13 protein-coding genes are annotated in these 15,950 nt (G+C 55.7%); 6 read left to right on the top strand and 7 right to left on the bottom strand.

What is annotated here, in order from left to right:
• Together ADS46_RS12800 and ADS46_RS12795 are read left to right on the top strand one after the other, a co-directional pair.
• Positions 1–2,294, top strand: a 2,294-nt coding sequence (locus tag ADS46_RS12800; RefSeq protein WP_234346828.1) for a condensation domain-containing protein, incomplete at its 5' end; no start/stop codon positions are given.
• Between the two features lie 176 nt (positions 2,295–2,470).
• Complete coding sequence (locus tag ADS46_RS12795; protein ID WP_066320721.1) at positions 2,471–2,836, top strand: YkvA family protein; 366 nt, start codon at positions 2,471–2,473, stop codon at positions 2,834–2,836.
• A gap of 109 nt (positions 2,837–2,945) precedes the next feature.
• On the opposite strand, the gene ADS46_RS12790 is transcribed toward ADS46_RS12795, so the two are convergent.
• From ADS46_RS12790 to ADS46_RS12775, 4 genes are all read right to left on the bottom strand, one after another.
• The gene (locus tag ADS46_RS12790; protein ID WP_066320719.1) at positions 2,946–3,854 is read right to left on the bottom strand and encodes an ABC transporter substrate-binding protein; all 909 of its coding nucleotides are present in this window, start codon (positions 3,852–3,854) and stop codon (positions 2,946–2,948) included.
• Between the two features lie 85 nt (positions 3,855–3,939).
• Positions 3,940–6,069 (bottom strand): TonB-dependent siderophore receptor, encoded by a 2,130-nt coding sequence (locus ADS46_RS12785; RefSeq protein ID WP_066320718.1) that lies wholly within the window; start codon positions 6,067–6,069, stop codon positions 3,940–3,942.
• Between the two features lie 114 nt (positions 6,070–6,183).
• Positions 6,184–7,485: a lysine N(6)-hydroxylase/L-ornithine N(5)-oxygenase family protein gene (locus ADS46_RS12780; RefSeq protein WP_066320716.1), complete on the bottom strand. Its 1,302-nt coding sequence runs from the start codon at positions 7,483–7,485 to the stop codon at positions 6,184–6,186.
• Positions 7,486–7,508: 23 nt separating this feature from the next.
• Positions 7,509–8,621 carry a GNAT family N-acetyltransferase gene (locus ADS46_RS12775; protein WP_066320715.1) on the bottom strand — a complete coding sequence of 371 codons (1,113 nt, stop codon included), beginning with the start codon at positions 8,619–8,621 and terminating at the stop codon, positions 7,509–7,511.
• Between the two features lie 168 nt (positions 8,622–8,789).
• Between ADS46_RS12775 and ADS46_RS12770 the strand changes: the two genes are divergently transcribed.
• The 3 genes from ADS46_RS12770 to ADS46_RS12760 are packed head-to-tail and all read left to right on the top strand — an operon-like array spanning position 8,790 to position 11,039.
• Positions 8,790–10,415: a cyclic peptide export ABC transporter gene (locus tag ADS46_RS12770; RefSeq protein WP_066320714.1), complete on the top strand. Its 1,626-nt coding sequence runs from the start codon at positions 8,790–8,792 to the stop codon at positions 10,413–10,415.
• Between the two features lie 55 nt (positions 10,416–10,470).
• On the top strand, positions 10,471–10,749 hold the full coding sequence (locus ADS46_RS12765; protein WP_066320713.1) for a type II toxin-antitoxin system RelE/ParE family toxin: 279 nt from the start codon (positions 10,471–10,473) through the stop codon (positions 10,747–10,749).
• A gap of 8 nt (positions 10,750–10,757) precedes the next feature.
• A complete protein-coding gene (locus ADS46_RS12760; RefSeq protein ID WP_066320712.1) occupies positions 10,758–11,039 on the top strand; it encodes a HigA family addiction module antitoxin in 282 nt (93 codons plus the stop codon).
• Positions 11,040–11,143: 104 nt separating this feature from the next.
• Here ADS46_RS12760 and ADS46_RS12755 read toward each other — a convergent pair whose 3' ends face one another.
• The 3 genes from ADS46_RS12755 to ADS46_RS12745 are packed head-to-tail and all read right to left on the bottom strand — an operon-like array spanning position 11,144 to position 13,728.
• The gene (locus ADS46_RS12755; protein ID WP_066320710.1) at positions 11,144–12,115 is read right to left on the bottom strand and encodes an Rpn family recombination-promoting nuclease/putative transposase; all 972 of its coding nucleotides are present in this window, start codon (positions 12,113–12,115) and stop codon (positions 11,144–11,146) included.
• A 52-nt stretch (positions 12,116–12,167) separates the two neighbouring features.
• The gene (locus ADS46_RS12750; RefSeq protein WP_066320708.1) at positions 12,168–12,791 is read right to left on the bottom strand and encodes a cytochrome b; all 624 of its coding nucleotides are present in this window, start codon (positions 12,789–12,791) and stop codon (positions 12,168–12,170) included.
• A complete protein-coding gene (locus tag ADS46_RS12745; protein WP_066320707.1) occupies positions 12,784–13,728 on the bottom strand; it encodes a siderophore-interacting protein in 945 nt (314 codons plus the stop codon). The genes ADS46_RS12750 and ADS46_RS12745 overlap by 8 nt, the downstream gene beginning before the upstream one ends.
• A gap of 175 nt (positions 13,729–13,903) precedes the next feature.
• On the opposite strand from ADS46_RS12745, the gene fhuB reads away from it, so the two are divergent.
• Positions 13,904–15,904 (top strand): Fe(3+)-hydroxamate ABC transporter permease FhuB, encoded by a 2,001-nt coding sequence (gene fhuB / locus ADS46_RS12740; protein ID WP_066320706.1) that lies wholly within the window; start codon positions 13,904–13,906, stop codon positions 15,902–15,904.
• The last annotated feature ends 46 nt before the right edge of the window (positions 15,905–15,950 follow it).

Below are 15,950 nucleotides of genomic sequence, written 5' to 3'. Positions count from 1 at the left end.
GCCATGAGGCCCCTGAGGGCGAGATGGAAGAGGCATTGGCGATGATCTGGTCGGAGGTGCTGGGTATCGAGAAGATCGGGCGTCATGACAATTTCTTCGGACTGGGGGGGGACTCAATACAGTCGCTCACCCTCGTAACACGGCTTCGCCAAGCGGGCTGGTTGCTCAATACCAAAGATATTTTTCGATATCCTCGCTTGGTCGAGATGGCTGAGTCCTTGTCGCCTTGCCAGTCGGTGGAATTGGAAAGTGAGGAAGTAGACGGGGGGGTGCCGCTGACGCCGATTCAGTCCCATTTTTTCGAGCAACCCATACATGACTACTCTCTATGGAATCAGGCACTCCTTTTCGGACTCAAGGACGAGATCGACATACCTATTCTGGAGCAGGTCATTGAACTGATGCTCGAGCGTCATGACGCCATCAGGCTGGGATTTTGCAAGAACGAAAGTGGAGCCTGGTGTCAGTACTATCGGCAAAAAGATAGCGTGCGTGATCTCCTGTGGGAGAGGAAAGCAAGCAACGAAAATGAGTTGACCGCCCTGTACGAGGAGGCCCATTCCAGCCTGGACATCGAGAAAGGGCCGGTGATCCGGTTCCTGGTTGTGAACCTGCAGGAAGGAATGCAACGTTTCCTGATCACGGCACATCACCTCATCGTTGATGGGGTGTCATGGCGGATTCTTGTCAACGATATCGTGAGGGCATATAGAAGCCTAGAAAAAGGGCGAGAGCCAAACCTCGTGCCTGTAAGCGATAGCTACAAGCGCTGGGCTTGCATGCTTGAGAAGTTGGCGGGCGACGGCCGCTTGAAGGGGGAGGAAGGCTACTGGAAGGACATCATAAACCAAGAGGTCCTGCCACTCTCCGTGGATTTCGATGATGCAGCTTCCAGTTGCGTGGACGAAAGGGTCTGTAGGATCCGTATTTCATCTGACGTAACCCGGCGGCTGTTCGGAGAATCCCTCTCAAGCCATGGTGTGTACATCAATGAGTTCCTGTTGGCGGCGTTGTCCGAGGCGATAGAGGAATGGCAAGGGAGCCATCGGCTGCGCATCGATGTCGAAGGTCATGGGCGGGAATCGTTAATTGATGATGTTGACGTCAGTCAGACTGTCGGATGGTTCACTAGCATCTACCCTGTCATCCTGCCCGGCGGCTCGGGAGTGATCGAGAAGTTGAAGAGAGCCCGTGACATGATGCGCAGGATACCGAACAACGGCGTAGGCTTCAGCATTCTCAAGTATATGTCTCGACACGATGCAAGGGAGCGGCTGGATGATGGCTGCCCTGCTGAGCTGGTATTTAACTATCTGGGTAAGCTGGATGGAATCGTCAATGATGACTGGGTCACCAAGGTGGATGATTCGATCGGGACATTAGTGGATCCAGTTGCTCCCAGGAGTTACAAGCTGAGCGTAAATGGTCAGGTTGCCGGTGGGCAGTTGATCGTAGCTTGTGGATATAGCGGCAAACAATATAGGCCCTCAAGCATAGAGCGATTTCTGGCAGCGTTTGAAAAGGCCGTGGTGGAGCTGGTCGAGTGCGCCGATGTCGCCACCGAGATGCCGAACGATCGACCCTCGAAGTATGTTAATCCTCTGTTGAGCCTCAATGAAAGGTCCGAAGATCTCCCGAAGCTGTTCTGCTTCCATCCTGTAAGTGGCAGCGTGGTTGGCTACTATCCCATCGCGGAGAGGCTGACGTCTCGGTGGGCTGTGTATGGGGTGCAGAGTAGACAACTGTTAGATCCTCAATGGCAGGATATATCACTTCGTCAAATGGCTCATGATTATGCTGATGAAATAATTAAGCTTCAGCCCAATGGCCCGTATCACTTTCTTGGTTGGTCATTAGGTGGAACGTTAGCGCTTGAGGTCAGTAAAGTCTTAGAGGGTAAGGGCGAAAAAGTAGAATTCATTGGTCTTGTGGACAGTTATGTACCAGGTGCTGGAAAAGAGCGCCAAAATGTGGAGTTGGGTGTAAACACTGATGATCAGAGTTCTGATTGGCAATTAATGGTGACTGTCGAAAAGAAGTTGCACCAACTAGCCAGAGAGCATCAGGATGTGAGCTACGTTACTTCTCGCGTGGTAGCATGGTGGGCAAAACACTCTCCTGAAGCCAACGCTGGAGGAGAAAGAATCCTCAGGGAAAAGCTAGAGGATTCCATGGATAGGTCTATATGGATAGACTCTGATCACTTAGGAATAATTACTAACGAAAAAGTGGTTGATGAAATAAAAATGGAACTCCTTAGACTTAGAGAAGAAAAAGTGGCCTGTTCAGATTGAAAAAAGCCCTTTTGCTGGCCTTTTAATCGCATATGCTGTGATTGTTGAAGTGTTCTTGTCTTACTGACTTCTGAGTTAGTGATGTCAGAGGAAGGGTATACTGAAAAATGGTAGTGTGGTGATTGAGGCGTCCTAGTTTAACACCACACTCAGTTGCACTTCTTAACGGGAATTGTATGATCAGATCGGTCGAGAAATGGGCGCGTATCATCAAGCGAGATGTGCATGTGGTCTGGCTGGCCGCGCGCGATTCACGCACACCATGTTTTGCTAGAGCGCTCGCGATGGCCGTCGCTGCGTATGCGGTCTCGCCCATCGATCTGATCCCCGACTTTATCCCGGTGTTAGGCTATCTTGATGATCTTATTATTTTACCGCTTGGTATTCTGATAGTGGTGCGGCTTATCCCACCCAAGGTGTTGGACGAGCATAGAGAGGCTGTTGCCAAGTCTTCCAATCGCCCTGTCAGCCGCTTCGCTGCAGGCGTCGTCATCTCAATTTGGGTGGGCTTCGCCGCCCTGTTGGGCGGAGCATTCCTTTGACTACCATAATGGTGGGCAGGCGGCTCTGCTAGGTAGGTACTGAAAAGTGTAGCGATAGGGAAGGATATCAAACGATCCAGGACATCCAATGCAACACGGTGCAGTTGTTTTACTTATCTTCCAAGGCCTTAACCAAGGAATCAGCGAAACGTATGGCCGAGGGAATTGCACCGAAAACCCAGAAGTCGGCATCGAGCAGGGTGGTGTTACCCGCTTTAACACTGGGCAGTTGACCCCATAGCTCGCTGGCCATGACATTCTTCTGAATCGAGCGTCTGCTCGGCAGGTGGGAAGTGTCCACTACGACGAAATGAGCCTCCATGTTGAATAATTCACCAATCCCGATGGTCGAGATTCCCCAGCGACTGGATGGACCGTCCCAGGCGTTGCGCAGGCCAAGTTGCTCGAGAACGATGCCAGGCAGGCTGTTGCGTCCGTAGATTCTGACGTGTCTCGTATCGAGGAACTGCACTAGCAATAGTGGCTGCGGAAGCGTTGTGGCAGTATCGCGTAGACGATTCATGCGATCTTTCGCGTCAGCAATTAACTGGTTCACCTCTCGCTTCCTTTCCGTACGTGTCCCGATTTCTTCGGTGAAGGCGAGCATTTTTTCCCAGCCTAATAAGGGGGATGTGTTATAGGGCGAGAGCTGTGCCACCGGAGCAATGTCTGAAAGATCATCCTTCAGGTACGCATACTGTAGCGGGATCAAAATAGTGTCGAGGTTGAGCGTGGAGAGCAATTCCTTATTGGGCTGCGGGTTGGAGCCAATGTCCACTAGGTGGGGCGGGAGCGAGTCGTCTTCTGTCCAGCTTTGGTAGTTGCTGACGCCGCCCATGGCGACCGGCAGGTCTTGGACCGCGAAGAGTGTTTCGGCGATGGCGAAGTCGAGGGTCGCGACGGTTCCTGCTTCCCTGGACTGCTGACTCCATACGGGGAAGGAGGTCAAAATAGTGGCGATGACCAGTGCAAACCATGAAATGGTATTCCGAGGGGATATTGATCGTCCGTCAAGCATATCAAAGTCTGTGTAGTGGTGTGGGGCGGGAGCAGCCCAGAGAAGGAAACCGGTACAGATAAGGCATCTGCACCGGTTTTGACGCTTAGTACTGGTAGCGCATTGTTAGCATGAAGTTACGTGGTTCACCATAATAGTTGTTGCGAGTTCTAGCTCTGACAGTTTCAAAATACTTCTTGTCCGTCAGATTCTCTCCGGTCAGGGCGAAGTCCAGATTACGATTGAGTCGATAGCCAATCAGGCCGGAGATCGTTGTGTATCCGCCTTGCTCCCAACGCGTATCCCCGGCTTCGGCGAAGACCTCACTTGAATAGTTGAGGCCAGCGCCCACTCTCCAACCTTGATCGGGGTTATCGGAGAATCGATAGCGGGTCCATAGTTTAAGGTCATGCTCCGGCGTGTCGGTGGAAAGCGGTCTACCTTCCTGTTCTGGGTCGTTGACTAGTTCTGTCTGGGTATAGGCATAGCCTGCTGAAATATCCCAGCGAGGCGTTAGGCGGCCGGTGACCTCAAGCTCGAAGCCTTCACTTTCCGCTTCACCCTCGGCAACTGAAAAGCCCGGATTATCCAGGTCAGTGATGCCGCGGTTTTTGTCGGTAATCTTGAACGTCGAGGCATGCCAGTTCAAGGCTCCGTTCATGTGCTCCCCCTTCAGACCTAGCTCAACCTGCTGACCGGTGCGGGGGTCGAGGAAGTCCCCGTTAACCTGCTGCGAGCTCTGCGGCTGGAAAATTTCGGTGTAGCTGGCATAGGTTGAGACTTGATCGTTGATATCATAGATCAAGCCGACATAGGGAGTGAACTCGCTATCGATCTCGAAGTTGTTGGTTGAATCCAGTTGATCTTCGGACTCCCACCAACTGACTTGGCCGCCTGCAATAAGAGTGGTGTTATCAAGGACCGAAAGCCTGAGTTGACTGTAGAGGCTGGTTTCCTGCGTCTCCAAATCCCGAGTCTGGTTGACGTCGAACGTGGGCTTCGGTGTGTTGGGATTGGGATTGGCCAAGTTGCGTTGAATGAACTGAGGATCGCCGGAACCGAATAAGGTTTCTTCCTCGGTAATCCTATGGCTAGCGCCGACCATCAGGTTGTGTGTCTTTCCTGCCAGTTCAAAAGGCGTGGAAAGCGTGGCATCGACGAATCGATCTTGGCGTGGGTTGACGATGCGCCATTGCCAGATATCGATATCATCCGAGTTTGAAGTAGGGATACTGACGCCAGCGGTGCTTTGCTGTGTATCGGTTTCTCGATCAATGTGGTTAGCGATCAGACGAAAGTTGCCGCCATTATCAAGCTCATGCTCCAGCTCGGCGAAATAGCGCTCAATGCTTTCATCCTTAACGTCCCACAGCGAGCCATGATAGGTGGAGCGATCAATGTCCAGCAGTTCTCCATTGGCGAGTTGTGGGAGACCATAATTGGGCCTGGACTCGCCGGATTGATCCATGATGCCGACGGATACGGTGGTGCTCGGTGTGAGGTCGTATTCTAGGGTGCCATACCCTGTGGTGTTTTCGGTATAGACATGATCAATGAAATGGTTCCGATCATCATGAACACCGACAAAGCGACCGCGAAGCCGACCGGACTCATCCAGCGCTCCAGTAACATCGATTTCACCGCGATAGGCGTCGTGAGAACCGTACGACAGTGCCGACTGAAAGCCGAATTCTTCCTGAGCGCGTTTGCGCGCCAGATTGACAGTACCGCTGGGCTCGCCCGAGCCCTGAATGAGCCCCGCCGGCCCTCGTAGGACTTCCACGCGGTCCAGTACCGCGGTATCGAACATGGTGTCGGTTACGCCGATCGCGCTGTCGATGGGGGTGCCGTCGAGCAGCATGGTGTCAATTTCGTAGCCGCGCGAGAGGTAGACTGATGCCGTGGGGCCAAAGTCTCGCTTGGTGATGCCTGTGGTGCGCGTCAGGACGTCATCCAGCGTCGTCATGTTCTGGTCGTTCATGCGCTCGCGGGTGATGACACTGACGGATTGAGGCGTCTCTTTGAGCGTAAGCCCTTGCTTACCTATGGTCACCCTGTTTGACGTGTAAGATCCCGTATCTTCAGTAGTAGGCTCAGAGACTGCCTCTCCGACTACCCTGACCACAGGCAAGTCAGATGACTCTTGGTCTGCTTCCTGAGCAAACGCCGAAGAGCTGCAAGCAGCTGCAGCAATGGCGGCCGTTAGCCACCGCTTGCGGAAAGTGGGATGTTGCATGAATGTTCTCCTTGCAATGAGTTGATATTAATTTTTGTAAATACTAATTGTTATTGTTTGTATTATGAATAGCTGTAACCCGATGTCAACACTTGTGAACACCGGGGTTGGCCACTATGGCGCGGGAACTTCTTGCTTACAGGGCGAGCAGGGCGAGGAGGTAGACAAGGCGGTTGTCTGATCTAATGCATCGCAGATTTCACTTGTCCGCGCCGCCAAAATCGACAACAAGGTGTCGCTCAAGCCATGGGTGGGTTCGCAACTTCCCTGCAGGAAAATAGCCGGTTTGAACTCAGGCGTGGTGTAAAGCTGATAGTGGCGGTTGACGGCAAAGTCAGATAGATAGTCCTCAACCGGAGCCAGTAACTGTTTATAGGTATCGCGTACATAGCCGGTGGCGAGCACCACGGCGTCGTAACGGGTGATATCCGTATGGCCTGTCTCCAGGTCACGCACATTGAGCTCGACGCCTTTGTTAGTTGCTTCGCTGCCAATGACCTCATGGCGGCGGCGGAAGCGGTGGCGGGCCTGGCCGGTTACTTTTTGCTGGTAGAACACATCGTAAATCTCCTGAATCAACGCCAAGTCAGGCGCTGAGTAGTTGGTGCTCTTGTACTCCTGCAGCAACGCTTCCCGCTGCCCAGTGGGGTTGTTGAACACATAGTCGGTGTATTCGGGATTGAAAATCTCGTTAACGAAGGGGCTATCGTCCGAGGGCTTAAAGGCCCATGCCCGGCTAATCAAATCCACCTGAATGCCTTCACGGCCGTGCAGATCCAGGAATATCTCAGCGGCGCTTTGGCCAGCACCGATCACCGCGATGCGTTTGGGGGCGTCTTGCTTTGCAAGCTCCCGGAGGTAGTGGCTGGAGTGGAAGACCCTCGGGTCGTCTTTTAGGCCGGCGAAGCATTCAGGCACATTGGGCGCACCCCCCACGCTGATCACCAGTGAACGGGTGAGCCTTTCCTGCACCTTGCCATTCTCATCCCGGGAGCGAACGCGGAGGTAGTCGACCTCGTCGTTATCCGTTTCGGGCAGCACTTCAAACACATCCTCTCCATAGGCGCACTGGTGTTCAAAGTGGCTGGCGGTCCAGCTTAGGTAATCATTGAACTCGTGGCGGCTGGGGAAGAAGGTCTGCAGGTTGATAAAGTCCTGCAGACGGCCTTTGCTGTGAAGATAGTTGAGAAAGCTGAAACGGCTGCCTGGGTTGCGGGGCGTGACCAAGTCTTTGAGGAAAGAGATCTGCATATGGGCATTGTCCAGCAGCATATGCGGGTGCCAGGCAAAGCAGGGCTGGCGCTCAATAAAGAAGGCATCCCGTGCGTTCCCCGCCTGGCGCTGTTCGTCGAGCGCAATGGCCAGGGCAATATTGGAAGGGCCGAAACCGATGCCGATCAAGTCGTGAATATGCATAAGCGTCCTCGTGGCTGATGTATTTATGGGGTGAAGCGCGGGTCGGGTCGTGGCGCTGACCCAGGGTGGGGCGGCAGCGGAATCCAGCTGCGTTCGTTGAAGAAGTGTTCGCGTAGCTGCATGCCGAGCATGGCTCGCTTATGGGGGAAATCGAACGCCTTCACATGGGCGTAACCGCACTGGGCAAGGTTGCGCAGCATCTTGGCGTTATCCACGCGGGGCTCGATCACCAGGCGCTGGGTGCGGCAGTCGTCCAGGAATAAATAGTGCGAGATAGAGGGCAGCCAGGCCGCGACATAGGGCCGCCCGCGAAAAGCGGCTTCGCCGATCAGCACGTGCCAGCCGCGGTCAAAATCATCGGCGTCGTAATAAGCGCCGATGCGGTCTTCCTTGGCCCAGTAAGTCTCGAAATAACCGAAGGGCTCACCGTCGATACAGCCGATCAGCGGTACCACGCTGGGATTCTGGAGCGTGCTTTCCAGCCGCTCGCGATGCTGCGCCAAATCCCCCTGTTCTTCCCAGAAATGGGCAACGACCGGGTCGTTCATCCAGCGGTTGAAGCGTTCAAGGTCCTGTTCCAGGTCAAGGACGCGAAAACTCAGGGTGGCATCCAGCCAGGCAATATGGCGCTGATACACCGTGCCACTGGGGCGCGGCGGGCGACGTGGGTGTCGTTTTCCGTTCTCCAGGATGGGCTGCTGCGGGTAAGGGCGCGTGGGTGTCGGGTTAAGCCAAAGCGTGGGTAACTGCCAAAAGAGCTCCGCATAGGCCCACAGCGCTCCGTGGCTATCTCTCACCGCGACGCCAGTGGCACACAGCTTGGTGTGCAAAGCACTAGGTAGCTGAAGGCGTAGCGCAACACTGCCTGGGTGAATGGCAAAAACCCCCTCGATAGCGGCAAGCAATGCCGGGAACGGTGGCGCTGAGCGCTGCGGCCAGCGCAGCGTCAAGGTATTGCTATCGTCCACTAATGACCATTCAAGACGTTCGTGATCACCCTTTACGATCAGCGACTGCGTGGTGGTATCACCAATGACTTGATAGGTGTAGCCCTCGGGGCGTGAGAGCAGCGAGGCCACCGTGTGGCTTTCGGAAGGTACGTGTACCTGGGGTTGTGCCTGGACAGAACGGGACACCGCTAGGCTCCTATTAAATATCAACAAAAAGGCGTTATTACTGATTTCCTTATCTAAAGACGAATGAGAATGAGGTTTGTTTACATAAATATTGGTTAATTTTTGGGGTTGACGATTCGTCTGTATGGATAGGTGTCGCTTTATAATTGCTTTCCCAACGAGGTGAACGTGCTTGTCTATCTGATTCGTCGAACCCGCGGGCTGATGACCGCCGCTGCGCTGGCCAGTATTCTCGCGGGGCTTTTCAGCGTGCTGCTGATTGCCCAAATTAATGCCGCGTTGACCAGCGATGCCGCCAGCCATGCCAGTGCGGCTTGGGCCTTCGCGGGTATTGCTGTGGCGTTAATGCTCTGTCGAATGGTGTCGACGGCGCTGTTTGAGCGGTTAGGGCAGCGTGCCCTGGCGGAGTTGCGTAGTTTTGTCGCCCAGTGTGTGGCCAAGACCCCCTTTGCTCAGTTCGAGCGCGTGGGCAGTGCGCGGATCCAGTCGGCGCTCACCGAGCACAGCAACAATGTGGCGGTACTGTTCGTTAGCTTGCCAGTGATATTGACCAATACGGTCATCGTGGTGGGGTGCTTGGGCTACCTGGCGATGCTGTCATGGCAGGTGTTCTTGTTTGCACTGGGAGTGATTGGCTTGGGCGCTGTTGGCTATCACCTGGTGCACTTACGCGCTATTCGTTACCTCCAGAGTGCGTCCTCAGAGCAGGATCGCTTATTTGGGCATTTCCGCGCGCTGACCGATGGGGCGAAAGAGCTTCGCCTGCATCAGGACAAGCGCCACACGTTCATGAATCAGGTACTGGGAGCGTCGGTTGAAGGCGTGCGGCGGCTGCGTACCCATGGCATGTCGCTGTTCGTGATCTCGACCAGTTGGGGGCAGTTCCTGATGTACGCCTTCATTGGCCTGGTGCTGTTTGTATTGGCGGGCGATGGGCCTAACCAAACCCAGGTCATGACCGGCTTTGCCCTGGTCTTTGTGTATATGGTGACCCCCCTTGAAGGCTTACTGATCAATATTCCGCGGATCAATATGGCGCGGGTTGCCGCTAGCCGCATCGATGACATCACCCGCGAGATGCCCCAGGGGCAGGAGCGGCAGGCGTCACCTCAGGCGCTTGATTTTCAACGTCTTGAGTTGCGCGACGTCACCCATCAGTACTACCACGAGCAGAGCGATGACGTCTTTGAATTGGGGCCGATCAATCTGAGCTTTACGCCGGGGGAAGTGGTCTTTCTGGTGGGGGGCAACGGTAGCGGTAAAACCACGCTGGCCAAAGTCGTGGTGGGACTTTACCCGCCGGAGGGTGGCGAGGTATTGCTCAATGGCGAGCGTGTCGAGGCAGATGGTTGGGATGCTTACCGGCAGCTCTTCTCTGTCGTCTTTTCAGACTTCCATCTTTTCGAGCGCCTGCTGGAAGCGCCGCGGGAAGATCTCGACGAAGAGGGGAATCGTCTGCTGGCCAAGTTGCACCTGCAGCACAAGGTGCGGGTTGAGAACGGTGCCTTCACTACCCAGTCGCTTTCCCAGGGGCAGCGTAAGCGTCTTGCGCTGGTGGTTACCTACCTTGAGGATCGGCCCTTTTTGTTGTTTGACGAGTGGGCGGCGGATCAGGATCCGTTGTTCAAGGAAGTGTTCTACTGCGAGGTATTGCCCGAGCTAAAACGCATGGGAAAAGCGGTGCTGGTCATTACCCACGATGACCGCTATTTCCACCTCGCGGATCGGTTGGTGCGGTTGGAGAGTGGTAAGCTTCTGGCGGTGGAGCAGTCGACCAGTGCGGAGGTGGTGTAAAGAAGGCTGAGGCTACATAGTTGATGATCGTGTAGCGTAGCTATACACTTTGCATATGATCAAGAGCTTTCGACACAAAGGCCTGCGCAAGTTCTTCGAAACCGGCTCAACTTCCGGTATTCAGGCCAAGCACGCGACCAAGTTGCAAATCCAGCTAACCGCGCTGGACAGTGCAAAGGGCCCTGAGGATATGAATGCGCCAGGTTGGAGGCTACATCCATTGTCCCACAAGCTGAAAGGACACTGGTCTATCACTGTCAACGGGAACTGGCGGCTCACCTTCGCTTTCGAAGGCGAGGATGCCATCCTCGTTGATTATCAAGACTATCACTAGGAGGTTGCATGAATCGTATGCATAATCCCGCGCATCCTGGCGCTGTTTTGCGCGAGTACATTGGCGATATCTCTGTTACCCAGGCAGCCCAGCAGCTTGGCGTGACGCGTACTGCGCTATCGCGGATTCTGAATGGTAATGCCGGTATTTCTGCCGACATGGCATTGAGGCTTGAGCAAGCATTGGGTACCAGCGCCGAAATGTGGCTGGAAATGCAGCTCAAGTATGAGCTATGGCAAGCGTCACAGCGTCCACGCGCTCAGGTCACTCCTCTTCACGCGGCTGGGTGAAGGCAAGCTAAAGGTCGTGCTCCATTTGCTTCGTCCCTGCGATGGATCAAGGAGGGCAGTATTAGAGCCACCGTCTGCGTCGGGGTGCTCTTTTTTCATGGCTATCAGCGCTTAAACATATCGTCCAGGCTAGTGGCGAATAACACCTCTCGCATCCAGTCCTTCAACTGATCATGGCCGGCTTGTGCAAGCGCCGTTTCCACCCACTCGGGCATCTCACCAAATTTAAAGGTGAGTTGTGTGCGTACCATATCGCGGGCTTCTTCCAAACGTCCCTCTTGCCGCCCTTCCTGCCGTTCTTTTTGGCGCCAGTTTTCTAAGTTTTCTGCCAACATATCTCTGTCCTCCACTAAGCTATGTAACTGATCCAGGTTGATATTGGTACTCAGCCGCTGCAGGTGGCGTTTTAGCCAGCGAGTCAGGATCTTGTCAATTCTCTCCTTATTTGGATCGTTCTTGATAATGCTGACGATCCTATCTACTGCCAGCTGGAGTGAAGTGTGGTCAAGTGATGCCTTTTCAATTTCGAATACACCGCTTAGAGCACTATGACGCTGAGCGAGTTCCTCATCAGTGTAGGCGCCTTCGTCGATTAAATAATAGCGTAAATGTGGCTGGTAGGATTGTAAGAAAGCAGGAGGCTCGGGCTGCACCATGTCGTAAATATCTTGTTTGGCCTGCCAGCGTCGCGAACCATTATACAGCACGATGGGAAACACCGGCGGAAGCCCTTGACTGGCGGTGGTGGCGCTATTTTTTAATAAGTGATCGTAGAAGCAGGCGACGTAGTGCATGAGCCGAATCGGCATGGTGTGATCGATTGTGGATTGAAGCTCGAGCAGCAGGTAAAGATAGACTTCTTGGGTAGCGCCCTGCCAATTTACTTGCACTGACCAGACCAAGTCTTCAAATTTTTCTTCAAACAGCGGGGTAATGTAATTGCCGCTATGTAGCTGCAACGTTGTGAAATCCATCAGCTCGGCAATGCCTGGGGGTGTAAAGCCTTCAATGAGCTGTTGGACAAACTCAGGGTAACTGAAGAGTTCTTTATAGCCAGTGTCGTAGTGGTTAGCCATGAGGTCTCCTATCGTTTACAACTGCATAACCTAAGAATTCTAATCCAGACCTTTACCTGCCACTTCCCCCCACCATACGCGCCAGTACCCGGTCTTTAAGCCATAAGCGGTGAATCAGCGCCATCGCGATATGGCCGAAAATTAATCCACAGAGCAGCCACGCGAGCGGACCGTGAAGGAGCTCGGCGGGGGCGGTCATCCAGGTGATGTCGCGTTCGACTTCGGGCACTAGCTCCATACCGTAAAAGCGCAGCGCTCCGCCACGCCCGTACTGACGCAGAATGGCAAAAGCGGGTAGCCCAATCAGCAGCCCATAAAAGGTGATATGTACAAGGCGCGCCATGCGACCACCCCATCCAGGCGGCTGCGGAGGACGCTGCTTGCGGTTGACCCATGCCCAGCCAAGTCGCGTCAGGGTTACGATCAGGAGCATAAAACCCAACGAGCCGTGAGGCCCGATGCTCGCCAGGAAGAGCGTGATAGCGTTTTCGCCCATTCCCCGCCAGGCCAGCAACACGGTAAATTGCAGCGTGACCAGCGCGGCGGTCAGCCAGTGCAGCGCACGGCTTATGCGTCCGTAGTGGCTGGGGCTGTCTCGCCAGCCAATGGTCGCTTGAACTGGCTTGCTTGTGTGATCACTGTTGAGCGCTGTGCCGTTTACTGCACCTTTATCCATTGGCTTTGTCCTTGCGCCAGTAGCCCATGCTGGTGACGTACTGCTTGGGTAGCCCGCACTCGTTGACCAAATAGCGGCGCAGCTTCATGGCGACCTTGGTTTCAGCGGCGATCCAGGCGTAGAAGGGTGCGCTGTCGTCCAGGGTGGCGGGTTCCCAGAGCGGGCCGTCCTCATCGTCGTTCTCGTCGTTGGTCGTGGCGCTGGTAGTAGCGTTAGCGGGCGTGCCGCCTAGTGCTTGAATTTCCATGTGCAGATCGATATCGCGCAGCGCTCTCATCAACAGCTCTCCGTGCTGGCAATTGGGGTCGGCATCGCGGGCCAACCAATGCAGTTTGGCGGCCTGGGGCAGCGGCTGGACATCGTCGCTGCGGGGCACTTCGAACAGCGCTTCGGCCCTGGGTTTGAGCGGCAGGTCATCGAGTGTTTCCAAAATGCCGGCCGCCGCGGGGAGGGCGGTCTCATCGGCGATGATCAAGATCCGGCGCACGTTCTGGGGTGGCTTCCACTCAAAGCCCAGTTTGGGGCCTTCCGCATTGGCGTCGGGGGCCGTCATGGCGAGTCGGTCACCGGGACGGGCGCGCATTGCCCAGCGCGACGCGGGGCCATTGTCGCCGTGGAGTACAAATTCGATGTCCACCTCAGCCTTCTCTGGGCGAAGGGCTCGGATGGTGTAGGTGCGCGCAGAGGGGCGCTGGGCGTCCGGCAGTGCGCGGTAGGCACCGTACCAGTCGTGCTCTTCCAGCTTGGCGATCTCAAACAGCGGGTCGAGACTGCCACCGCCTTCGGGGAAGAACAGCTTGACACGCTGATCCGGGGCGTAGGTCGCCATTTGGCTGACTTCCGGGCCAGTGAAAGTAAACCTGACTAATGAGGCGCTGACTTGGGTGCGCCTCGCCAGGGTGATATCGAACAGCTGATAGCTCGGTTTGGCTGCCATGGTGGTGTCTCCATTTATATAAGGAGTCAATTGTAGTGTTAATTATTATCATTTAGAATCGTTGTCAATAATTTAATCATTAACCTCCAGAACTACTTAGGGCTAAGACAATGGTGCTGTTGCCTATCACGTCTCTTTTGGCGAGCTGTTCGGTTAACACAAAAGGGTGCTCGCTATGCTAAGCGCCTCGCAAGTTGCCCATCGGGTGAGAGGCATGTCGCCCGCGAAAGCCTGCCTGTTGCTTAGCCTGCCGATGGCGGTGCTATTTTGGCTGGGCCTGCAGGGCCAAGGGGGAATTACGATAGGGCTACAGGCATTAGTGGCGCCTTCCTTCGAGAACGTTGATGAGCTGCTGCTTCACTATGCTTGGTGGCCGCGCCTCTCGATCGCGCTGCTGGCCGGGGGCGGCTTGGGGCTGGCAGGCGTGCTCATGCAGCAGGTGCTGCGCAACCCCTTGGCGTCGCCCACTACCCTGGGAGTGGCATCGGGCGCTAATTTGGCGTTGATGGCCGCCACCTTGCTGGCGCCGGGCTTGCTGGTGGCGGGCCGCGAATGGGTGGCTTTGTTAGGCGGCGCGCTGGCGGTGGGGTTGGTTTTCCTGCTTTCCTGGCGGCGCGGTTTGGCACCGATTGTGGTGGTGCTGGCGGGCTTGGTCGTCAATTTGTATCTGGGGGCTCTCTCCACCGCGTTGCTGCTGTTTAACCACGAAGCGCTCTCAGGTCTGCTGATTTGGGGGGCGGGGTCGCTGGCGCAAAACGGTTGGGACGGCGTAGCGACTCTCTGGCCGCGGCTGGCGATTAGCTGTGTCGCCGCCTGGTTCCTGCTGCGCCCTCTGGCGGTGCTGGAACTTGACGACGCCAGCGCCAAGAGCCTGGGGGTCTCGCTTACCTATTTGCGCTTTGCAGGCATGGGGCTGGCCGTATTTATTACCGGTAGCATTGTCAGCGTGGTAGGCATCATCGGTTTTATTGGTTTAGCCGCGCCCAACATTGTGCGTATGGCCGGGGCGCGCCGGTTGGGCCCACGGCTGTTATGGTCGACCCTGTTGGGAGCGGTACTGCTGGCGACGACGGACCTGCTGCTGCAGCAGTTCGGTGGTATGGTGGCGGCCTTTATTCCCACCGGGGCGATTACCGGAGCCCTGGGAGCGCCGCTGTTAATGTGGCTGATCCCACGACTGAAACTTCAGGGCGACCAGCCGCCCAAAGGGGCGGGTGTTTTCGCCCACCGTCACCCGGCGCCTTACCGCCTGGCCACCGGTTTGATCCTCGCGCTACTGGGCGCCACCCTGCTTGGTCTGCTGGTCGGCCAGGGGGTTGATGGCTGGTATTTGCTGTCGCCGGATAACTGGAACGTCATGCAGTGGCGTCTGCCGCGAGTAATGGCGGCCGCCGCCAGCGGCTTGATGCTGGCGATTGCCGGGACGATTCTCCAGCGTCTTTCCGCCAACCCTATGGCCAGCCCCGAAGTGCTGGGTATCAGCGGTGGCTGTGCCATTGCGCTGATCCTGGGGATTTTTCTGCTGCCCGCGCCGACCAACCTAATGCTAATCGGGGTTGGCACCCTGGGGGCTTTCGCGACGCTACTGGTATTGGTAGGTATCAACCGCAAGAGCGGTTATCTCCCCGAGCGTTTGCTGCTCACCGGGGTGGCGGTCAGTGCGTTGTTTGATGCGGTGCGCAGCGTGATGCTGGCGGGCGGTGACCCTCGCGGCCAGCAGGTGATCGCCTGGCTGGCGGGTTCCACTTACTACGTGGATATCACCAACGCCGTGGTGGTCGGGGGCATTGCTGCCGCGCTGGCGCTGATCACACTTCCCTTCACCCGCTGGCTGGATATTATGCCGTTAGGTGCAGCGACGGCCAAGGCCCTTGGGGTCACCCTCAACCGCGCCCGTTTGGCGTTGCTGCTACTGGTGGCGCTGCTCACCGCCTGTGCCACCCTGGTAGTGGGGCCGCTTTCATTTATTGGCCTACTGGCGCCGCATATGGCGCGCTTGGTCGGCTTCTCTCGTGCAGGGCAACACCTGTTGGGAGCGGCGTTGATCGGCATGCTATTGATGGTGCTGGCGGACTGGGTGGGGCGCCAGATTATTTTCCCGTATGAGATACCGGCGGGCTTGGTCGCCTCCTTGATTGGCGGGGCTTACTTTATGTGGGGGCTGCGGCGGCTATGAATAACATGGCGACCAAACCGAGTGAGCTTTTGGCAGCGGCGGATCC

The organism is Halomonas sp. G11, assembly GCF_001663515.1.
GTDB lineage: Bacteria > Pseudomonadota > Gammaproteobacteria > Pseudomonadales > Halomonadaceae > Vreelandella.
The sequence above is the reverse complement of the archived record's forward strand: the minus strand, read 5'-3'. Positions and strand labels throughout refer to the sequence as shown.

What these genes read in the sequence shown, in the direction of transcription:
- ADS46_RS12795 (WP_066320721.1), top strand. Translation starts at nt 2,471, where the DNA reads ATGATCAGATCGGTCGAGAAATGGGCGCGTATCATCAAGCGAGATGTG.
- ADS46_RS12790 (WP_066320719.1), bottom strand. Translation starts at nt 3,854, where the DNA reads ATGCTTGACGGACGATCAATATCCCCTCGGAATACCATTTCATGGTTT.
- ADS46_RS12785 (WP_066320718.1), bottom strand. Translation starts at nt 6,069, where the DNA reads ATGCAACATCCCACTTTCCGCAAGCGGTGGCTAACGGCCGCCATTGCT.
- ADS46_RS12780 (WP_066320716.1), bottom strand. Translation starts at nt 7,485, where the DNA reads ATGCATATTCACGACTTGATCGGCATCGGTTTCGGCCCTTCCAATATT.
- ADS46_RS12765 (WP_066320713.1), top strand. Translation starts at nt 10,471, where the DNA reads ATGATCAAGAGCTTTCGACACAAAGGCCTGCGCAAGTTCTTCGAAACC.
- ADS46_RS12760 (WP_066320712.1), top strand. Translation starts at nt 10,758, where the DNA reads ATGAATCGTATGCATAATCCCGCGCATCCTGGCGCTGTTTTGCGCGAG.
- ADS46_RS12755 (WP_066320710.1), bottom strand. Translation starts at nt 12,115, where the DNA reads ATGGCTAACCACTACGACACTGGCTATAAAGAACTCTTCAGTTACCCT.
- ADS46_RS12750 (WP_066320708.1), bottom strand. Translation starts at nt 12,791, where the DNA reads ATGGATAAAGGTGCAGTAAACGGCACAGCGCTCAACAGTGATCACACA.
- ADS46_RS12745 (WP_066320707.1), bottom strand. Translation starts at nt 13,728, where the DNA reads ATGGCAGCCAAACCGAGCTATCAGCTGTTCGATATCACCCTGGCGAGG.
- fhuB (WP_066320706.1), top strand. Translation starts at nt 13,904, where the DNA reads ATGCTAAGCGCCTCGCAAGTTGCCCATCGGGTGAGAGGCATGTCGCCC.